Here is an 18,119-nt window from a genome sequence, read left to right as displayed (position 1 = left end):
TCATGGCAATCCGCTCCAACATCGTCGGCATCGACAGTCCTGAGGCGCTGGAGCGCGCGCTGCGTTCGGCCTTTTATCTGGCCGACGAGGCGATCGCGACGTCGGCATATCTCGCCCTCGCCCTCGGCAAGCCGCTGCTGCTGGAAGGCTCGCCTGGTGTCGGCAAGACCGAAGCCGCCAAGGCGATCGCCGCGGTGCTGGCCCGCAAGCTCATCCGCTTGCAATGCTACGAGGGGATCGACGCCTCGGCCGCGCTGTACGAATGGAATTATCCGCGCCAGATGCTCGCGATCCGGCAGGCCGGCGACGAGAGCATCGATATCTACGGCGAAGCCTTCCTGATCGAACGGCCGATGCTTGCCGCCCTGCGCGCGCCCGATTCGACGGTGCTGCTGATCGACGAAATCGACCGATCCGACCAGGAGTTCGAGGCGTTCCTGCTCGAATTCCTGTCCGATTTCCAGATCTCGATTCCCGAGCGCGGCACGTTGCGTGCGGTGGAAAAGCCGGTGGTGATCCTCACGTCCAACCGCACGCGCGATTTGCACGAGGCGCTGCGGCGGCGCTGCGTATATCACTGGATCGATTATCCCGATGCGGAACGCGAGGCCCGCATCGTGATGATGCGCGCTTCCGGCGTGGCCGAGGCGACGGCCCGCGCCGTGGTCAAGGCGGTCGGCAAGCTGCGGCGCGAACCCCTCAGCAAGGCGCCGGGAATCGCCGAGGCGGTCGACTGGGCGGAAGCCGCCACGTTGCTGCATCAGGGCGGCGCCCGCTGGCCCGACGCATTCAAGCGCGCGATCGGCGTCGCGCTCAAGGACGAGGAAGACCTCGCATTCATTTCGGGCCGGCTCGACGCCCTGATCGCCGAGTCAGCCGCATGAGCGAGTTCGATCCGCTGCCGCGCGCCGCGCGGCCTTTCCTCACCTTCGTCAGTTTGCTGCGCGCGAACGGCTTTGCGATCGCGCCGGAACAGACGACCGCGTTCCTGTCTGCGATATCGCTGCTCGGACCACGCCATCCCGAGGACATCCGCCGCGCCGGCCTCGCCATGCTCGCCCCGCCGCCCGAGCGCCACGGCGCCTATAATGCGCTGTTTCGAATACATTTCCTCGGTGAAGACGCGCCCGTTCTCGGCGACGCCGAGGATGACGACGACATCGTGCGCGTGCAGGACGAGCAGCGCGGCGAAGGCGAGCCGCCACCGTCGGACGAGTCAAATGAGTCCGGGGAAGCCGCGACCGGCGTGGAAACGCTGGTCGAGCGCCGCTTCGGTCTCGCCGGCCGCGACGAGGCGTTGCGAAAGCTCGCGCGCGACGCGCCGGCGCGTCTGCCGCAGCGGCGCAGCTACCGGCGCATGCGCGACCGCCGAGGCCCCCTGGTCGATCTCAGGCGAACCCTGCGCGACGCCGCGCGCAATGACGGCGAAGTGCTGAAACTGGCCCGATTGAAGCGCCGCAAGCGCCCGCGGAAAATCCTGCTGCTGATCGATGTTTCCGGATCGATGAAGACACGCACGGAGGACAATCTTCGCCTTGCCCATGCGCTGACCCAGGCTTGCCAGCGGATCGAGGTGTTCACCTTCGGCACGCGGCTTACGCGCGTGACGCGGCCACTGCATTTCAAACAGCGCGAACAGGCGCTGGCCGCCGCGGCGCGGCTGGTCAGCGACTGGGACGGCGGCACCCGTATCGGCGACGCGTTGCAGGCCTTTCTCGCCGTGCCTCGCTTTGCCGGCTATGCGCGCGGCGCCGCCGTGCTGATCGTTTCCGACGGGCTCGAGCGCGGCGATCCCTTCGCGATGAGCGACGCGGTCGCCAAGCTCTCGCGCCGCGCCTGGCGCCTGAGCTGGCTGACGCCGCTGGCCGTCGGCAGGAATTTCAAGCCGCAGACCGAAGCCCTGATCGCGATTTCGCGTTTCGTCGACGACATGGTCGACGGCGGCTCAACGCTGGCGATCGTCGACCACGTCCTCGCACTAGCCCATGGAAAAGCCGCATGATCCCCATCGTCGACGCCCACCACCACATCTGGCGACAAGCCGATCTAGCCTGGTTGATGGGCCCGATGCAGCCTCGCATTTTTGGGCCCTACGAGGCAATCCGTCGCGACTATCCGATCGAGGAATTTCGCTCGGATCTTTCGGAGTCGGGCGTGGTCAAATCGGTCTATGTGCAGACCAACTGGCCGAAGGATCGTTACGAGGACGAAGCCGTCTGGGTACAGCGCACTGCGGATGCGACCGGCTGGCCGCACGCCATCGTTGCCTACGCCGATTTTTCCGTCGAAGACGTGCGCCCACAGCTCGACCGGCTCGCGCGGCACAAGCTCGTGCGCGGCGTCCGGATGCAGCTGCACTGGCACAAAAACCCGCTCTATCGCTTTGCCGAGTGGCCCGATTTGCCGCTCGATCCGAAGATCCAGCGCAATGTGGCGCGTCTTGCCGATTACAACTGGAGCTTCGATCTCCAGGTTTTCGCCTCGCAGATGCCGGACGCGGCGAGCCTCGCGGAGGCGTGCCCCGCCGTCACCCTCGTCTTGCAGCACGCAGGAATGCTGGAAGATCTCTCGCAAGCCGGCCGTTCGGAGTGGCGCGCCGGCATGGTGCGGCTGGGGGCTTGCCCTAATGTCGTTTGCAAACTCTCCGGCCTCGGCACATTCCTGCACCGCAACGACCCCGCGCATATCGCCGAGGTCCTGCGCGAAACCGTCTCGATTTTCGGCGCCGAGCGCTGCCTGTTCGGCTCGAACTTTCCGATCGAAAAGCTTTGGACGTCCTACGGCGATCTGGTCGGCGCCCATCGAAGGGCCCTCGAGGGTCTGTCGCCTCAGCAACAGCGCGCGGTGCTGCATGACACGGCGATGCGCGTCTATCAGATAACCAATTAGGGCGAATGCCCGCACGAAAAGGGGAGGATATCATGGCCTTGGAAATCAAGATTCTCGATTACGGCGATATTGAACTGGAATCCAGCTTCCTGGTGCTGGGCCGTGACTGCGGTCGCACGCGCCGGGTGCTGACGCTGGGATTTCTCATCACGGGCGGCCCCTATCCCATCGTGGTCGACACCGGCTATCGCTCCAACCAGATCATGGAAACACTGGGGATGCGCGGACTGCAGTTCCACGAGAACATGATCGAGAACCAGCTTGCCAAACACGGCGTGCGCATGGGCGACGTACGTTATGTCGCCCACACCCATCTCCATATTGATCACGCAGGCAAGGACGATCTGTTTCCGATGAATACCACCGTCATCGTCAATCGCAAGGAGCTGGAATATTCCGTCTCCGGCTTGCAGCACCCGCAATATCCCGCGCCCGACATCAAACATCTGATCGACCGGCTGCACACCAAAAGCGCGCTGCGTCTGATGGATCTGGAAATCACCGGTCCGGTCGAGCTGATCCCCGGCGTCTATCTCGAGGCGGCCGGCGCGCATACCGAGGGCTCGATGAACATCCATGTTCACACCGCCGAAGGTGTGGCGACGATTTGCGGCGACGTGCTTTACGATATCAACGACCAGCTGGTCGAGCCATTCCGGCAAATCCATGACGCGGAGCCGCAGACGACCGGCAACCATGGCCTGTCGAAGCGCGCCGAAAAAGGCGCGATCAAGAAGCTGGTCAACAATGCACGCTTCCTGCTGCCGATCCACGACCGGCCATGCAAGGTCGAGGGCGGTGTCGTGACGGGCCGGCTGCAGGATTCGGTTCCGGGCCCGATCGTCCAGTCCTACCCCAAGCGCCAATGGTTTCCGGCCTGAGTGACAACGAGGGATTGCGGCAATGACACATGCTGTCTTGAAGCCCGAGTTCGAGGCTCTGATTGATCCCTATGCGCCGGTCGGGCAGTTAGGCACCGGCTTTACGTTCACGGAGGGGCCGATCTGGCATCCGGTCGAGCATTATCTGCTGTTTTCCGACATGCCGGCCGACGTGCGGCGCCGCTGGGATGCCAAGCGCGGCGTCACCGAGGTGCGCCGTCCTTCCAACAAATGCAACGGCATGACCTATGACGCCGATCTCAACCTGATTGTCTGCGAGCACGCGACCTCGTCGCTGATCCGCGAGCGGCCGGACGGACGGCGCGAGGTGGTCGCCTCGCATTTCGAGAAGCGGGAACTCAACAGCCCCAACGACGTCTGCGTGCGCTCGGACGGCTCGATCTACTTCTCCGACCCTTGGTACGGCCGGATGCCGGTCTATGGCGTCGAGCGCCCGCGCCAATTGGGCTTCCAGGGTGTCTATCGCGTCCCGCCCGGCGGCGGCGCACCGCAATTGCTGGTCGACCGCTATCTGTTCGACCAACCCAATGGCCTCTGCTTCTCGCCCGACGAGAAGCGCCTCTACATCAACGACACCGTACAGACACTGATCCGCGTGTTCGACGTCGCGGGCGACGGTTTGTTGACCAATGGACGTGTCTTCGCCAGCGGCATCCGCTCCTCATCGGAAGCAGGCGTGCCCGACGGCATGAAATGCGACGCGCGCGGCAATATCTGGGTCACGGCCCCCGGCGGCGTCTGGGTTTATGCCCCCCCGGGCGATCTGATCGGCAAAGTGCGGGTGCCCGAGCTGGTGGCCAACCTCTCCTGGGGCGGCGAGGATTTCCGCACCCTGTTCATGACCTCGACCCATTCGGTCTACACGGTCAGCACCAAGGTCGGGCCGCGCAACGAACCCTATATGAGCGCAACCGGCCGGGCGGCACCGTCATCCGGCGGCGCGGAGCGTTCGTCATCCACCGGCCAGAACCTCCGCATCGATCCCCGGCGCTGCGCGATGATCATCCAGGACATGCAAAACGACGTGATCGGCGAAGGCGGTGCCTTCGCCGAGTCCGGTTCGCCCGTCCATGCGCGCTCGCAGCGCGTCGTCGAGAACGTCCGCCGGGTCGCCGATGCCGCCCGTGCGGCCGGCGTGATGATCATTCACGTCTGGTTTGTCGTCGAAGCCGGCGCACCCGGAATGACGCTCAACGCGCCGCTGTTCGAGGGACTGGTCGACAGCAATGCCATGGTCCGCGGAGGTTGGGGTGCTGCGCCCGTCCCCGGCCTCGAGCCCCGCCCCGGCGACCTGATCGTCGAGAAGATGCGGATGAGCGCCTGGGAAGGCACCCGGCTGGAGACGATGCTCAAGAGCGGCAAGCGCGACATGATCATCAACACCGGCGCATGGACCAACATGTCGGTCGAGCACACCGCGCGTACCGGCGCCGACAAGGGCTATTTCATGATCGTTCCGGAAGATTGCTGCTCGACCATGAATCCGGAATGGCACAACGCCTCGATCAATTTCGCATTGCAGAACGTTTCGGTGGTCACCAACGCGGATACGGTCATAGCGGCGCTCGGCTGAAGGGCGTCAATTCGGGAGAACGGGCGCTTGCCTAAGCTCTTTCATCTGCGTGCGTCGCCGCGCCGCGATTCCGCCTCAGGCGCGGGCGCCGACGCCTTCGTCGATCGTTTCAACGAGACCCATCGCGGCTGGGACATCGATACGCTGGACCTCTGGCGCGAAAGCCTGCCCGATTTCCAGGGCGCGGCACTGGAAGCGAAATATGCGCGCCAGGCGGACCGGCCGTTCAACGATCCGCAGCGCGACGCCTTCGCAGTCATCGAACGCATGGTCGTGCGCCTCGCGGTCGCGGATCGCGTACTGATCTCGACACCGATGTGGAACTTCGGGATACCCTACAAGCTGAAGCAATATATCGATCTGATCGTGCAGCCGGGCCTCACTTTCAGCTTCGACCCGAATCGCGGATACAGTCCGCTGCTCAGGAATCGGCCGACGCTCGTCATCCTGGCAAGCGGCGGCGATTTCGTGACGGGGATGAACCGCGGCCGCACCGACATGGCGACACCGTATTTGCGCGACGTGCTGCGTTTCATCGGCCTGAGCGACCAGCGTTTCGTCCTGATCGGTCCGACGGTGGGCCCCGCCTCGCCGGCGCAGGCAGCGCGCGAAACGGCGCATCGAAGACTTACGGCGATCGCGCCATGGTTTTGAACGAGGCGGATCGCAGCACAGCGATTGATACGCTGATCAAATCGAGGTGAAAACGAAGAATCAGACTGAAGCGCTATAAGCGATTAAATATAACGCGTATCCTTTGGCATAGCGCAGGTCTCGCCAGAGACGCCTTGATGGCGGATGCGGCTGCTATGCCAAAAACCGAGGAGATGAGCATGGATGATTTCGAGGGAAAGGGGCAGGCTCGGCAATTGCAAGGCTGGGTGCTCAGCCCCGAGGAACGAGGCTCACTGAAGCTGGTGTTGCAATATGAACCGGGTTCGGACACCGCCGGCGATCACGCAGGCCTCGTGCAACTGCTGTTGCCGCCGGAAGCAGCCCTCTATCTCGCCGACGAACTGAACCGGCAAGCGCAGCGCACCCTGGACGAGCGGACGCGCGGGCTGCCGTCAGCCGATGCATCCGGTACACGCGGGGATAATACGTCGCGCCCACATCGAGCTCGCGAAAATTGCGACTTCGGCCGCGACGATGTCTTCCAAAAGAATCGGATCGGGGCCGTAAAATCATCTGTCGATGGGAAAAGCCTGCGTTCCAAGTCATTGAAATAACGGCGCGCCAGAAGAGATTTCAATCGGCAAGCGACGAGGACGGCCGCGAGTCCGCTCCTTCGCAAGAAGCCCGAAAGAACAAACTGCAAGAATGAGTCCGCTTTGGGGTGCGCCACGCACTCACGGCGAACTGCTCAAGCTCGGGTTTGAGGTCGCGCAGTCCAGCGTCGCCAAGTACATGGTCAAACGGCGGGGGCCGCCCAGCCAGGGATGGCGGACCTTCTTGCGTAACCACGCGCCGGACATCGCCGCCATGGACCTGTTCGTTGTCCCAACTATCGGTTTCGACCTGCTCTATGCCTTCGTCATCGTCCGCTCGGCCGCGGAGACCTCGTCTGGATCAACGTCACTCCAAATCCCACGGCCGAATGGATTGCGCGCCAGATCACAGAAGCATTCCCGTGGAATGAAGCGCCGCGCTACCTGATCCGCGGTCGCGACCGGATCTATGGTAGCGTCGTCATGCGCCGATTGCGCGCCATGGGCATCCGGGATAGGCCCATTACACCAGCGTTGCCCTGGCAGAATGCTTTTGCCGAACGTCTGATCGGATCGATCCGGCGTGAATGCGTGGACCACGTCATTGTCCTGGGCGACGCGCATCTGCGCTGAATTCTGAAATCTTACTCCGCCTACTATAATAGCTTCAGAACGCATCGATCCTTGAACAAGGATGCGCCGGTTTCTCGCCCGGTTCAGCGAATCGGTGTCATCAGTTCACGCGCCATCCTGGGCGGACTTCATCACCGCTACGCCCGCGTTTAAGTGCGATGGTGGGATCATTCGAGCTGAAGAACGATGAGGTCGATGTTTCGGAGGCGTCGGTTGCGAGCGTCAATGGCGCGATCGTTCTCACCGCGGAGGCACAAGTTTATGCCCGTGATCATAACTTCCACTATGCGATGCAGCTCGACGAGCCTCTGAGAAAGGCCTCGAAGCTCCTCTCTGATCACTGCTTCATCTGTCCCGATGAGAAGGAGTAAGGTGTCGATGGTCTGAGCCCCGCGCTTCATCCAGCGATGGGGAGAGCCGCGGTGGTATTTGAGCCCATGGGGCTCGGTGGAGCAATGGGCGGACCCCATTCCAACGCCGATTGACAAACATGGACGATCTCGGCTGCTTCAAGGGCCATGCGGCGCGCCGGACGCCAACTACATCCGAAACGCAGGATATGCTGCCCACCTAAATGGAAAATGCGTCTAGCCTGCCAATGGCAGATGAGCTAGGCCGAGGAGAGCCGGCGACTCTTCGAGGATGAGACAGGTCGGAATTTTGGCCAGCATGCCGGCGAAACGTCCCTTTCGCTCGAATCTTTCGCGGAACGGAGACGACGCGAACGCTTCCTTGAACCGCAGCAGTATCCCGCCTGCGATGTATATGCCGCTGGTGGCGCCGAACGTCAGCGCAAGGTCGCCGGCCACCGACCCCAGGAATGCGCAGAACTGTGAGAACGCCTTCACACATTGGAGATCAGTCCTGCCGATGGCGTAACGAGTTACGTCGGCCGGCGTCAACGCCCGCGCCGCGGAGCCGTCGATCGTGCAGAGCGCTTCATAGAGACTGACGAGACCTGCGCCACTGAGCACCCGCTCGGCCGAGACGTGGCTCCAACGCGTGCGCAGGACCTCGATGATGGCGTCCTCCTCCTTAGACGCGCTCGGCAAGGTCACGTGCCCGCCCTCGCCCGCGACGATCACCCATTTTCGCCCGTCCGGTATCAAGGCGCTCACGCCCAGTCCCGTGCCGGGACCTATGATCCCGATCGGACCGGCGGCCTCCCGAGTTCTCGGCCCAACCGGAAACACGTCCGCATCGGGCAGATGCGGTACCGCCATTGCCGTTGCGGCGAAATCATTGACAACCTTCAGCGAGCCCAGTCCAAGGCTTCGACGTAGATCGCTCATTGAAAATGACCAGCCCAGGTTCGTGAGCGCCACCCTGTCGCCGAACACCGGGCGCGCGACCGCAAGAGCGCCGTCGAGTCCGGACCGCAATGCAGGCGGCAGACCGTTGAGATAATCCGTCAGGGCGTCGTGCAGCGAGCCGAATCGGCCGACCTCCACATGCATGAGCTCACGATATTTGCCGCCCTCGGCGATCGCGAACCGTGCGTTCGTACCTCCGATGTCTCCGATGATGCGTCGGCCGTCCAATCGATCTCCTCCTTTTCGCCCTCGGTGCCGGCAAAGCCTTCCCGGTGGCCGCCTCTACCACGGACCGCGCGCTTCGGAGAAGCCCGGCACCTTTTACGGCCAACGGCGGTCGGAAGCGCAGAAGTGTCCCCGAGCGCGATCGGGAAGCTAAGGCAGCCCGGCCCGGTTTCGCGATCCAACGACAATTCAGCCGCAACATCCGGACACTGGAGATTTCTGCCGTCGGCTGAAATAGCCGGGAAGGCCCGCCAGACGCCGCCGGAGCCTCGGCCGGGGGCCTCGACCGGATTCGAAGGGTCCAGACCACATTTGTCCGTTGGCTCGTCTCCCGTAGAACCCTATTCGGGAGCACAGCCCTGCACGCGCCCGCGAGGCTAAGGCCGCCCGGTCGGCGGAGCAAGGTGACCGCGCCACCCATCCGTTACGGCGGTTGATCCGCGACATACGGGGTCGGCATCCGGATTCAACAGCGTCGTCGCACGGACGTGCGGTTCCGGCGCGACCCTTGTTCTCGGACCCGCATTGGCCGCTACTGGATCCTCGCTCTCCACGGCGATCGGCATCGCGATGTCGATCGGGGCCGCGATCTGCGTCGCGGCCCCGGCAAGCGCGTGGCTGCTGAGGCAGCGCTAAGCCCCCGACGCGTCGAACCCGTTTACGGCAAGGGCGACCTCGAAGCCATGTCTGGCGCCGATGTCCGACTCGCTTTAGAAAGCCGGGGGCACTTGGAGAAACGATTTGAAACAACCCACAGACGCCAAGGGGCTACCTGGCAGCGGATACGGCATCGAAGTCGACGGACTCCTAAAATCGGAGTTCGTCACGATGGAAGGCGCCACCAATGGAGCCCGCGAACTGAAAACTCGGTTTCCGATGCTGCAGATTCGCATTTACGACGCGGCGGCGAAGACGCGGACCGAAGTTACCGCCTGATGGCGATCCGGGGAACCGGTCGCGTCTAATGCGCTTGCTTGCGCACCCTGCCCGCCCTTGGCATCTCGATGGGACCGAGCGAAAGACAACGTCTCCAAAAACGTGCGTCTCGCCCGTCTCCGTGAGGTCGCAAAGGCAAAGCAGCGGGGCGGATCTACGCTTCGCTTGTGAAGCACCGTGTCACCTGGCCGGAGCCTTCTGAACTCACCCGCCGCGACGATGTGATGAAGGCTCTTTGGCGCGCCAGCGCCGTGATGGTTGGATCTCCGAACAGGAACAACTGGGGGCGCCGGTCGGGCAGCACGCAGCCTTACGGCTTTGACTTTCTTATCCGGCTCGATTCATTTGCGGTTCGTAATTTGGCCGGAACGACATTGCTGACAATGATTCTGTTCCGCCCCTTCCCTTTGCACGGTAGAGCGTGGCATCAGCATCGCGAAGATGGGTTGCAAACCGAAGGCTGCGATGGCCACGTTGCAGAATGCTCAAGAACAATGGGAGTTCCTAGCGGCTTCTCCAATCTGAATTCAAACGCAAGCGTGAAGGCCCACAGATGAAATGGCGAGTTTCAGCGGTGATTTGCTGCGACCGGATTTAAGCTATCTTTTCAACCTCCTCTATCGGAATGCCTAGAAGTTCGGAATATTTGCCAATTCCTCGTTATGGTGGGCGCCTGCGAGCATCAATGATCTTTCGATCCATGAAAAACGCGCGGCTCTTTGGGATATCGGGCCCCGCCGACCCGACGAGCATCCTGGCTTAGGCGATCTCTTTAATGGTTGATTACCTCTGCACGATGGCGTTGCATCCGGGTGCTATCAATCGGATGACTGGATGAAGCTTTTCGCCTTCGGATTCGGATTTACGGCGCTGCGGCTCGTCGACATCTATGCCGACGAATTCGAGAGGATTTCCGGCACCGTCCGCCACGCCGAGAAGCGCGACGGGCTTCATCGACAGAAGCTCGATGCGTACCTATTCGACGCCGTCGAGCACTCAGAGATCGCCTCGCGCATCAAGGAAGCCGACGTCCTCCTTGTCTCCGTGCCGCCGGGGCGGTCCGAGGATCCCGTATTGTCCGCGTTCGGCCAGCAGATCGAGGCCAGCACCGCGCGACAGGTCGTTTATCTATCTACCGTCGGCGTATACGGCGATCACGGCGGGGCGTGGATCGACGAGGACACCGCGGTCTCGCCGCAGGTCGATCGGGCCCATGCACGGGTCACTGCCGAACGACGATGGAAGGACGTCGCCGGCGACAGGCTCGCGGTCCTTCGCTTTGCCGGCATCTACGGTCCGAGACGGAACGCGCTGGCGCGGCTACGCGACGGCAATGCTCGCCGGATTGTCAAACCTGGTCAGGTCTTCAACCGCATCCATGTCGACGACGCGGCGCAGGCCGCGATGGCGGCGATCGATCACCACAAGGGCGGCACGTGGAACGTCTGCGACGACGAGCCGGCACCGCCGCAGGACGTCATCGCCTACGCAGCTTCGCTGATGGGCATTAAACCGCCGGCCACCGAAGACTTCGCCACCGCTAAAATGACGCCGATGGCGCGAAGTTTCTACGCCACGAACAATAAGATCTCCAACGCGCGTCTGAAACGCGACCTAGGCGTCGAACTCGCCTACCCGACCTATCGCGAAGGCCTGGAGCAATTGTGGAACGCGCGCGAAGGCCGTCCAGTCTGACCGAGACCCTCAAGATACCCACGAAGTTCTCTCTGCAACGATGGAGGAGATCTGGCTAAGGAGAATAGCGGCCTTGCGCTCCGTCGTTGGGATTAAGCGTTCGGCCTCTTCCCGCGTCGAGACATAGAACTACCCTGAAACGCAAAAGGCCCCAGAAGGGGCCTTTGAAATTCATACCGCGTCTTTTGCTGCCTTGACCGGGCGTGCTCTGACGATTTTTCGAGCCGGTTTGGCTTTGAACATCATCGGCTCGCCGTTGAAAGGGTTTGTACCTGCACGTGCCTTGGTGGCGGGCTTCTTTATGACGACGAACTTGGCAAACCCAGGAACCAGGAATACGCCAGTTTTCTTCAGTTCCTTATAGCCGATGGTCGCCAGCGTCTCCAGAACCCCCTTAACGTCCTTTTTTGCTAATTCGTTGTTGGCAGCGATCTTCTCGATCAACTGCGACTTTGTCATCTGCACTGCCATTTTGTCCCCTGTATGTTGATTCGCGCCACGGACAGTATTTGGAATCCCGCCCAGAAACTGCGTCTGCCGCGATCTACACAGCTATGTTGGTGCGCTTGGCCATTCCAGCTTTCCTATCGCACCCCGCACTGGGCTTCCCAGATGACGTTTGCGAAGACCTCCGTTTCATACCGTTGGATGCAATGTGCGAGCTGACGGCAGCTCGAACCACAGTCGATTGCTCAAATACACTTAGCTGAGCTGCTCAAAACTCGGCATCAAGGTCAGCCAGGCCATGGGAGATACATGCCGTGGCGGCCCAAAGTCCCCTCCCCGACCTGGCGTAGCTTCCTGCACAACCATCTGACGGACATTGCGGCAATCGACATGTTTGTGGTGGCAAAGCCACGCACGGGCAAGCGCAATCAGATCCCAGTTACAGCCAAAAGCATCATCTTCAGTAGCTTGCGGGCTTGCGATGTTCGCTATATGTTCCATACATTCGCGCAAATCGAATCGATTCTCCCAACCAATCCGTTATGCCAGATCAGATCGTCATCACTGAGAAAAGCAGTCAGGCGAAAGACGTGGGCGCCGCCGTCGGTTCTCGCTACGGGGATATCCTGCCGGCCGAGGGGCATTTGTTCGACCTGCTCGAACCAGAGGATGTTGTGCCGGCTTGGAAACGCTGGTCGCCAATACTTCTGCGGCCGGACGGTCTTTACGACACTCGCCCAACAACGGGCGGAAACAAAGCCGCCAAGCTCAAAGCGATTCGAGAGGCTCTGCGCTCCGCCAAGCGGGTTTGGCTCGCCACCGATTGCGATCGCGAAGGTCAACTCATCGGTCAGGAAATTCTTGAGCATTACAAGTACCGCGGCGAAGTTATGCGGGTGCTGTTCACAGCACAGGACTCGCAGACAATTCGCACCGCATTTGATCGGGCAAAGCCAAATACCGAATATGCTCACCTTTACTCCGCCGCAGTCGCTCGCCGGCAGGCCGATCAGATTTACAATTTATCTCTCACCCGCACTGCGACCGTCATCCTGGGCCGAGGCGCGCGTGGCGTGATCGGAGTTGGGCGCGTAAAAACGCCGACCTTGGCAATCGTTTGCAGGCGAGAGTTGGAAATCCGGAATTTCGTGCCGCTTGCCTATTTTGAAGTTGTCGCCACCGCTAAGGTTGCGGGAGGCCAATTCCAGATGCGGCACGCGCCTCAGGACCGAATTGTTCGGCGCGAGATAGCCGAGGACGTCGCCAAAGCAGCCGAAGGCTTCGAGGGCGCGCTCGCTGTGCGCGTCGAAGATAAGCGACAGGGGCCGCCCAAGTTGCATGATTTGCCGTCACTGCAGAAACTATGCAGCTCACGCTTCGGCTGGTCGGCCAGCAAAACGCTCGAGGTGGCGCAGGAGCTCTATGACGGTCAGGGCAAGAAGATCATCACTTACCCACGCGCCGAGGTGCGCTATCTGCCGGCGAGCTTGATTTCGGACGTGCCGCGGATCGTGGGCGGACTACGTTTGGGGCAATCATTCAGCGCAATCCCAGTGCCGGAGCCGCCGATTATCCGTAGTGGCGCGAGCGGCACCTTTCACGACAAGGGGCTGGAGGGTGCCAGCCATCACGCCGTTATTCCCAACGTCAACACGATCGACAAATTGCGCGAGGTCTGGCCTCGTCTTTCGTCCGACGAGAAGAAACTGTTCGACGTTATCGCGCGGGCCTATCTGTCAGCGATGATGCCTGACTTTCGCTACCGGCAGACGAGCGCAACGCTCGATGTGCGTGGCTTCGAATTCCGCGCCGCCGGTCGTCAGCCCATCGATCTCGGCTGGCGAGCAGCCTTCCCGGACTGGCAACCCGCCGACGAAAAGGGCGACGAGGCACAATTGCTGCCGCCACTGCACAACGGCGAGACCGCGATGCTGCAGGATCCAAAAATTGAGAACAAGGAGACCCGACCGCCGCCGCGTTATAACGAAAGGCACTCTGATCGAGGCAATGCAAAATGCCTGGCGTTTTGTCGACGATGGGGTTCTTCGGGAACGCCTGAAGGAAGCCAAGGGTATTGGCACGCCGGCGACCCGAGCCGAGATCATCGGCGGATTGAAGAAGCAGGGTTTTCTAATAGCCCAGGGAAAGAATATTGTGCCGACCGAGACCGGCCTGTCGCTGTTCGGCGTTCTCAAACAGGCCGATCCGGCGCTGGTCGATCCGGGCGTGACGGCACAACTTGAGTGCCTGCTCGACGATGTCGTTGTCGGCAAACAGGAGATGGTCGGGGCGATTGACGCTGTGTGCGATGTCGCCGAACGCATCATCGGCAGGCTGAAGGAGAGTGCCGCTGCCGGAGGACCTCCGGTGCGTGGCGACGTAGTCGGCAACGGCGCGGCGGCGTATCCGCCAACCCCTGCGATGAAGCGCTTTGCCGAAAGCCTTAGCCGGCAGAAACGCATCAAGCCACCGCCCCGCTACAAGACGTCGATATCGATATGCCGCAAATTTCTCAGCGAACACGCGCCCAAAAAAGCCGATGGAGAAACGGCTGGGAAGCAAGAACCCGGACCGGTAAGTCCGGCACAGTTGTTGTACGCCAAGAAGATCGCGCAGGGGAAAGGCCTGATCGTCCCCGACGAGGCCAAGGCCAACTCGGCTGCCATGTCCGCGTGGATCGGCTCGAACCAGGTCACAAAGCGCCGCAAGAGCGGTCGCAAGACCGCATGCAAGCCGACGGGATCAATTGCGCCTCAATCGGCAGCGCCGACGAAGAGGTCTCGGAAACCCAAGGCCGATGCCGTCGAAGCGACTCCTGCTCCGCCAAATCTCGGAACAGGTACACCCCTACGAATTCCTTATGGGAACAAGGAGGTCGCTCTGAAGCTCGGTGCTCGTTACCGCACAGGGGGATGGTATGCTCCGCCGGGAGTTGATCTTTCTGCATTCGGCGAGCGGGGATGGCTGTAACGACCGGCCGCTTTTGTTGGCGACCCAAGAGGATATCTATCGCCCAGTTTGCATCGGCAGCACAAGAACATTTGGGTCCCCGGCGTGTCCCCAGCACAAATCGAGTCACACGTCGTGCAGCCAAAAATGCCAGAAATACCTGATTTAAATGGCGGGCCATTTCTCTTGCGGACATTTTGCCTTGTTCATTAGATGCAACTCTGCTCAGGGCGAGATGGGCTTTCCAGCGCTGCACGCGGCGGATCAGCTATTCGCATTGGGGAATGTTTCCAACTGCAACGAAATCCCCGAGATAGCGCCCTACGAGATATCTGGCGATCATCACGAGCAGATGCGGACCGTCGCACAAGGTAACTTCGTGTTCGCCACGTCGGAGGGGACGTTTGGCGGTAAGCCCACGGCGTTCTTCGATCTCTTCCGTGTCGACAACGGCAAGGTTGCCGAGCATTGGGACGTCATGGCCGACATCCCTGCCACGATGGCGCACGGCAACGAAAGTTCTGAGCCGTATGTGATTACTGCGCTGGCGCAGCGATGGTCGGGACTGTTTTCTCATTCAGCCGCTAACGCGGTTGCCCAGCTGAAATCATAATGCGCGTTCAATCCTTTCATCGCGACGACTGCTGTGCCTACCGCAAATCAAGCCCGAGCATATTGGTGATGCAGTCCACCCAGGATCGGACGGCACAGAATGCGCCCCGCTGCCTCGGCGGCACGTGATATCGGCGCGTCCTTGTTCAACGATAAGTGAGTGCGCGTGCCATTATAGTAGTCCATGTGGGACAGCAGCACATGGCGCAGATGCCGTTCGGCGAACACCACGATATGATCGAGGCATCCCCTGCGGATCGAGCCGATCAACCGTTCTGCGTATGCATTTTGCCAGGGTGAACGCGGAGACGTCGGGCGGTCTCGAATGCCGATCGATCGAACGCGGCGGATAAATATCTCTCCATATGCACCGTCGCGATCGCGGATCAGATGGCGGGGAGCTTTTTTCCCAGCCGAAAGCTTCCGTAATCTGATTTGCAATCCATTCTGCGGTCGGATGCGCTGTGACGCCGAGCCATACGATCTGCCGCCGGCCATGCCCCATGATCAATAAACCGTAGAGCAAACGAAGCGAGATTGTCGGCACTACGAACATGTCCATCGCAGCGATCCCATCAGCTTGATTGCGGAGGAATGTCCTCCAGCCTTGGGACGGCGGATCTCGTCGCCGACCATGTACTTGGCCACGCTGGTCTGTCGACGCCGAGCTTGAGAAGCTCGCCGTGAATCCGTGGTGCGCCCCATAATAGGTTGGCGAGACTTATCTCGCGAATGAGCTGACGGATCTCCAGCGGGGTCGTTGGACGGCCGCTGCGCGGTCTTGATGTCCTGCGCCAATACGCTCTGAAGCCGGCACGATGCCAGCGGATCACGGTCTCCGGCCTGACGATCTTCAAAGCGTCCAGCACGCCAGGTGCCAGCCGATACAACCCGGCAAATACCAACCGGTCGATACTGGTGAAGGTTAGTCGCCGCAGCGATTTACGCCGCAGCACGTTGAGTTGATGACGAAGCGTCAAGATCTCAACTTGCAGCGACGCTCGCGACCGGAACAATCCGATCAGCGCCAACCAAATCAGGCTAAAAGCATCTCTCATCAACCAAGAGCATCACCCGATTCGACTGCGCTTACTAGCCGGATTGAGTTTCCGACAAGGACAAGATCAAAATCCTGCCCGACGCATTTTCTTGTGACACGAATTATCGTGGCCTAATGCCGAGAGAGGACGATTGATATGAGCGTCAAGGGTGAAATCAAGGAAGCCACAGGCTTCGTCAAGGAAGAAATGAACGAGCACGGTAAGTCGGCTGAAAGCAAGGCAAAAGCGCAGGAAGGTCGCGATCTGCGCAATGAAGGTCGGGTCGAAGACGGCAAGGCGCCAAAGACCACCAAGCCCGGCACGGGCCATCCGGAAAAGTAAGCGAATTTATGCCGCCTCCGCCGTGGCGGGGGGCATCTTCGTAGGATGGATATCTCATTCTTGTGACGGCAGGCTGCTCGGAAATCTGACGGTGTCGGAGTTATCGTTAGCTTCCTGCCTACTTGTTCTGGACGAGAGGACATTGGCTTTCCGAGAGCGGCCGATAGGATTCGGCGCCACTCATCTCGCTCACCACCTTGTAGTAGTCGCCTCGATATTTCGACTCGGAGGGCGATTTCACTTTCATCAGGTAGTTCTTGTGGAGGACGCGACCGTCCGCCCGGATTTCGACCCCCTTGTTGTAGAAGTCGTTCACCGGGAGCTCGCGCATTTTCGCCGCAACGGCCTTTCCATCGTCGGTGCCGGCAGCCTGAACGGCTTTGAGATAGTGCAGGACGGAGGCGTAGGTGCCGGCCGTGATCAGATTGGGAATGAACCCTCCGGAGCGTTCCATGAAGCGTTTCGCCCATGCGCGCGTCTCTCCGTTCATGTCCCAGTAGAACGAAGTCGTCAGCGTCAATCCTTGCGCGACGTCCAGACCGAGTCCTTCGATATCGTTGATGTAGATGACGAGGCTCGCCAGGTTCTGACCCGACTGGACCAGCCCGAACTCGCGCGTCTGCTTGATGGCGTTGAGCAGATCGGCCCCAGACATCGCGAGCCCGACGACCTTCGCCTTCGATGCCTGGGCCTGCAGCACGAATGAGGAGAAATCCGGCGTTCCGAACGGAAAACGGACGCTGCCGACAACTTTGCCGCCGTTCGCTTCGACGAAGTGGCTCGCGTCACTCTGCAGCGAATGGCCGAAGGCATAATCGCTGGTCAGAAAGAACCAGGTGTCCTCGCCCTGCTTGGTCATCTGGCTCGCCGTGCCCTTTGCGAACGAATACGTGTCGTAGCTCCATTGAGTGGTCGTCGCCGAACATGCCTTGCCCGTCAACTCGGTGGTCGCAGCCCCCGAAATGAGCAGTATCTTGTTCCGGGTCCGGGCAATCTCCTGCGTGGCCAACGCCACCGCGGATCCGGCGACATCCGTGATTGCATCCACCCCCTCCGTATCGAACCATTTCCGGCTCAAGGCCGTCGCGATGTCGGGCTTGTTCTGATGGTCGGCGGTGACCACGACGATGGGCTTGCCCAGCACTTTGCCGCCGAAGTCGTCGACCGCCATCTGCGTGGCTTCGACCGAATGCTTTCCCACCAGATAGGCGAAGCCGCCGGAATGATCGGTCAATACTCCGATCTTGACGACGTCGTCGGAGACTTGCGCGCGGGCCGCGGCGCAGGACGCGGTCACGATCACGACAGCCCACAAAGTGGCTCTTGCCCTCAACATCGTTCTACCCTTTCGTTTT

At 61.1% G+C, this 18,119-nt stretch carries 17 protein-coding genes and 1 pseudogene; 13 read left to right on the top strand and 5 right to left on the bottom strand.

Annotation, left to right across the window (positions count from 1 at the left end):
- Window positions 1-2 precede the first annotated feature (2 nt).
- The 8 genes from B5527_RS19765 (at window position 3) to B5527_RS45750 (ending at window position 7,020) form a co-directional block, all read left to right on the top strand.
- The gene (locus B5527_RS19765; RefSeq protein WP_079603020.1) at window positions 3-884 is read left to right on the top strand and encodes an AAA family ATPase; all 882 of its coding nucleotides are present in this window, start codon (window positions 3-5) and stop codon (window positions 882-884) included.
- Complete coding sequence (locus B5527_RS19760; protein WP_079603019.1) at window positions 881-2,002, top strand: vWA domain-containing protein; 1,122 nt, start codon at window positions 881-883, stop codon at window positions 2,000-2,002. Before B5527_RS19765 ends, B5527_RS19760 begins: the two co-directional genes overlap by 4 nt.
- The gene (locus tag B5527_RS19755) at window positions 1,999-2,889 is read left to right on the top strand and encodes an amidohydrolase family protein (RefSeq protein WP_079603018.1); all 891 of its coding nucleotides are present in this window, start codon (window positions 1,999-2,001) and stop codon (window positions 2,887-2,889) included. Before B5527_RS19760 ends, B5527_RS19755 begins: the two co-directional genes overlap by 4 nt.
- 32 nt (window positions 2,890-2,921) lie before the next feature.
- Entirely contained in the window at window positions 2,922-3,770 is an 849-nt protein-coding gene (locus B5527_RS19750; protein ID WP_079603017.1) for an MBL fold metallo-hydrolase, read from the top strand.
- Window positions 3,771-3,792: 22 nt separating this feature from the next.
- A complete protein-coding gene (locus tag B5527_RS19745; RefSeq protein WP_079603016.1) occupies window positions 3,793-5,364 on the top strand; it encodes an isochorismatase family protein in 1,572 nt (523 codons plus the stop codon).
- Between the two features lie 27 nt (window positions 5,365-5,391).
- A complete protein-coding gene (locus B5527_RS19740; protein WP_079603015.1) occupies window positions 5,392-6,018 on the top strand; it encodes an FMN-dependent NADH-azoreductase in 627 nt (208 codons plus the stop codon).
- Window positions 6,019-6,197: 179 nt separating this feature from the next.
- On the top strand, window positions 6,198-6,593 hold the full coding sequence (locus B5527_RS19735; protein ID WP_154072385.1) for a hypothetical protein: 396 nt from the start codon (window positions 6,198-6,200) through the stop codon (window positions 6,591-6,593).
- Between the two features lie 91 nt (window positions 6,594-6,684).
- Window positions 6,685-7,020: a hypothetical protein gene (locus B5527_RS45750; protein WP_197689320.1), complete on the top strand. Its 336-nt coding sequence runs from the start codon at window positions 6,685-6,687 to the stop codon at window positions 7,018-7,020.
- Window positions 7,021-7,792: 772 nt separating this feature from the next.
- On the opposite strand, the gene glk is transcribed toward B5527_RS45750, so the two are convergent.
- Entirely contained in the window at window positions 7,793-8,746 is a 954-nt protein-coding gene (gene glk, locus B5527_RS19720; RefSeq protein WP_079603012.1) for a glucokinase, read from the bottom strand.
- Between the two features lie 738 nt (window positions 8,747-9,484).
- On the opposite strand from glk, the gene B5527_RS19715 reads away from it, so the two are divergent.
- On the top strand, window positions 9,485-9,679 hold the full coding sequence (locus B5527_RS19715; protein ID WP_079603011.1) for a hypothetical protein: 195 nt from the start codon (window positions 9,485-9,487) through the stop codon (window positions 9,677-9,679).
- 834 nt (window positions 9,680-10,513) lie between these two features.
- A complete protein-coding gene (locus tag B5527_RS19710; RefSeq protein WP_079603010.1) occupies window positions 10,514-11,374 on the top strand; it encodes an NAD-dependent epimerase/dehydratase family protein in 861 nt (286 codons plus the stop codon).
- 171 nt (window positions 11,375-11,545) lie between these two features.
- Here the strand turns inward: B5527_RS19710 and B5527_RS19705 are convergent, their stop codons facing one another.
- Window positions 11,546-11,845 (bottom strand): HU family DNA-binding protein, encoded by a 300-nt coding sequence (locus B5527_RS19705; RefSeq protein WP_079603009.1) that lies wholly within the window; start codon window positions 11,843-11,845, stop codon window positions 11,546-11,548.
- A 518-nt stretch (window positions 11,846-12,363) separates the two neighbouring features.
- On the opposite strand from B5527_RS19705, the pseudogene B5527_RS47705 reads away from it, so the two are divergent.
- Together B5527_RS47705 and B5527_RS19695 are read left to right on the top strand one after the other, a co-directional pair.
- Window positions 12,364-14,791 (top strand): annotated as a pseudogene (locus B5527_RS47705) (type IA DNA topoisomerase).
- A 148-nt stretch (window positions 14,792-14,939) separates the two neighbouring features.
- Entirely contained in the window at window positions 14,940-15,383 is a 444-nt protein-coding gene (locus B5527_RS19695; RefSeq protein WP_079603008.1) for a nuclear transport factor 2 family protein, read from the top strand.
- 47 nt (window positions 15,384-15,430) lie between these two features.
- Here the strand turns inward: B5527_RS19695 and B5527_RS47700 are convergent, their stop codons facing one another.
- The gene (locus B5527_RS47700; RefSeq protein ID WP_425305083.1) at window positions 15,431-15,880 is read right to left on the bottom strand and encodes an integrase core domain-containing protein; all 450 of its coding nucleotides are present in this window, start codon (window positions 15,878-15,880) and stop codon (window positions 15,431-15,433) included.
- Between the two features lie 77 nt (window positions 15,881-15,957).
- Window positions 15,958-16,413, bottom strand: a complete 456-nt coding sequence (locus B5527_RS19685) for a helix-turn-helix domain-containing protein (protein ID WP_154072384.1) — start codon at window positions 16,411-16,413, stop codon at window positions 15,958-15,960.
- 165 nt (window positions 16,414-16,578) lie between these two features.
- Between B5527_RS19685 and B5527_RS19680 the strand changes: the two genes are divergently transcribed.
- Window positions 16,579-16,764: a hypothetical protein gene (locus B5527_RS19680; RefSeq protein ID WP_079603006.1), complete on the top strand. Its 186-nt coding sequence runs from the start codon at window positions 16,579-16,581 to the stop codon at window positions 16,762-16,764.
- A 118-nt stretch (window positions 16,765-16,882) separates the two neighbouring features.
- Here the strand turns inward: B5527_RS19680 and B5527_RS19675 are convergent, their stop codons facing one another.
- Window positions 16,883-18,100: an ABC transporter substrate-binding protein gene (locus B5527_RS19675; protein WP_079603005.1), complete on the bottom strand. Its 1,218-nt coding sequence runs from the start codon at window positions 18,098-18,100 to the stop codon at window positions 16,883-16,885.
- Window positions 18,101-18,119: the final 19 nt, after the last annotated feature.

Source organism: Bradyrhizobium erythrophlei (assembly GCF_900129425.1).
Lineage (GTDB): Bacteria > Pseudomonadota > Alphaproteobacteria > Rhizobiales > Xanthobacteraceae > Bradyrhizobium > Bradyrhizobium erythrophlei_C.
This window is presented reverse-complemented; position numbering and strand designations above follow the sequence as displayed.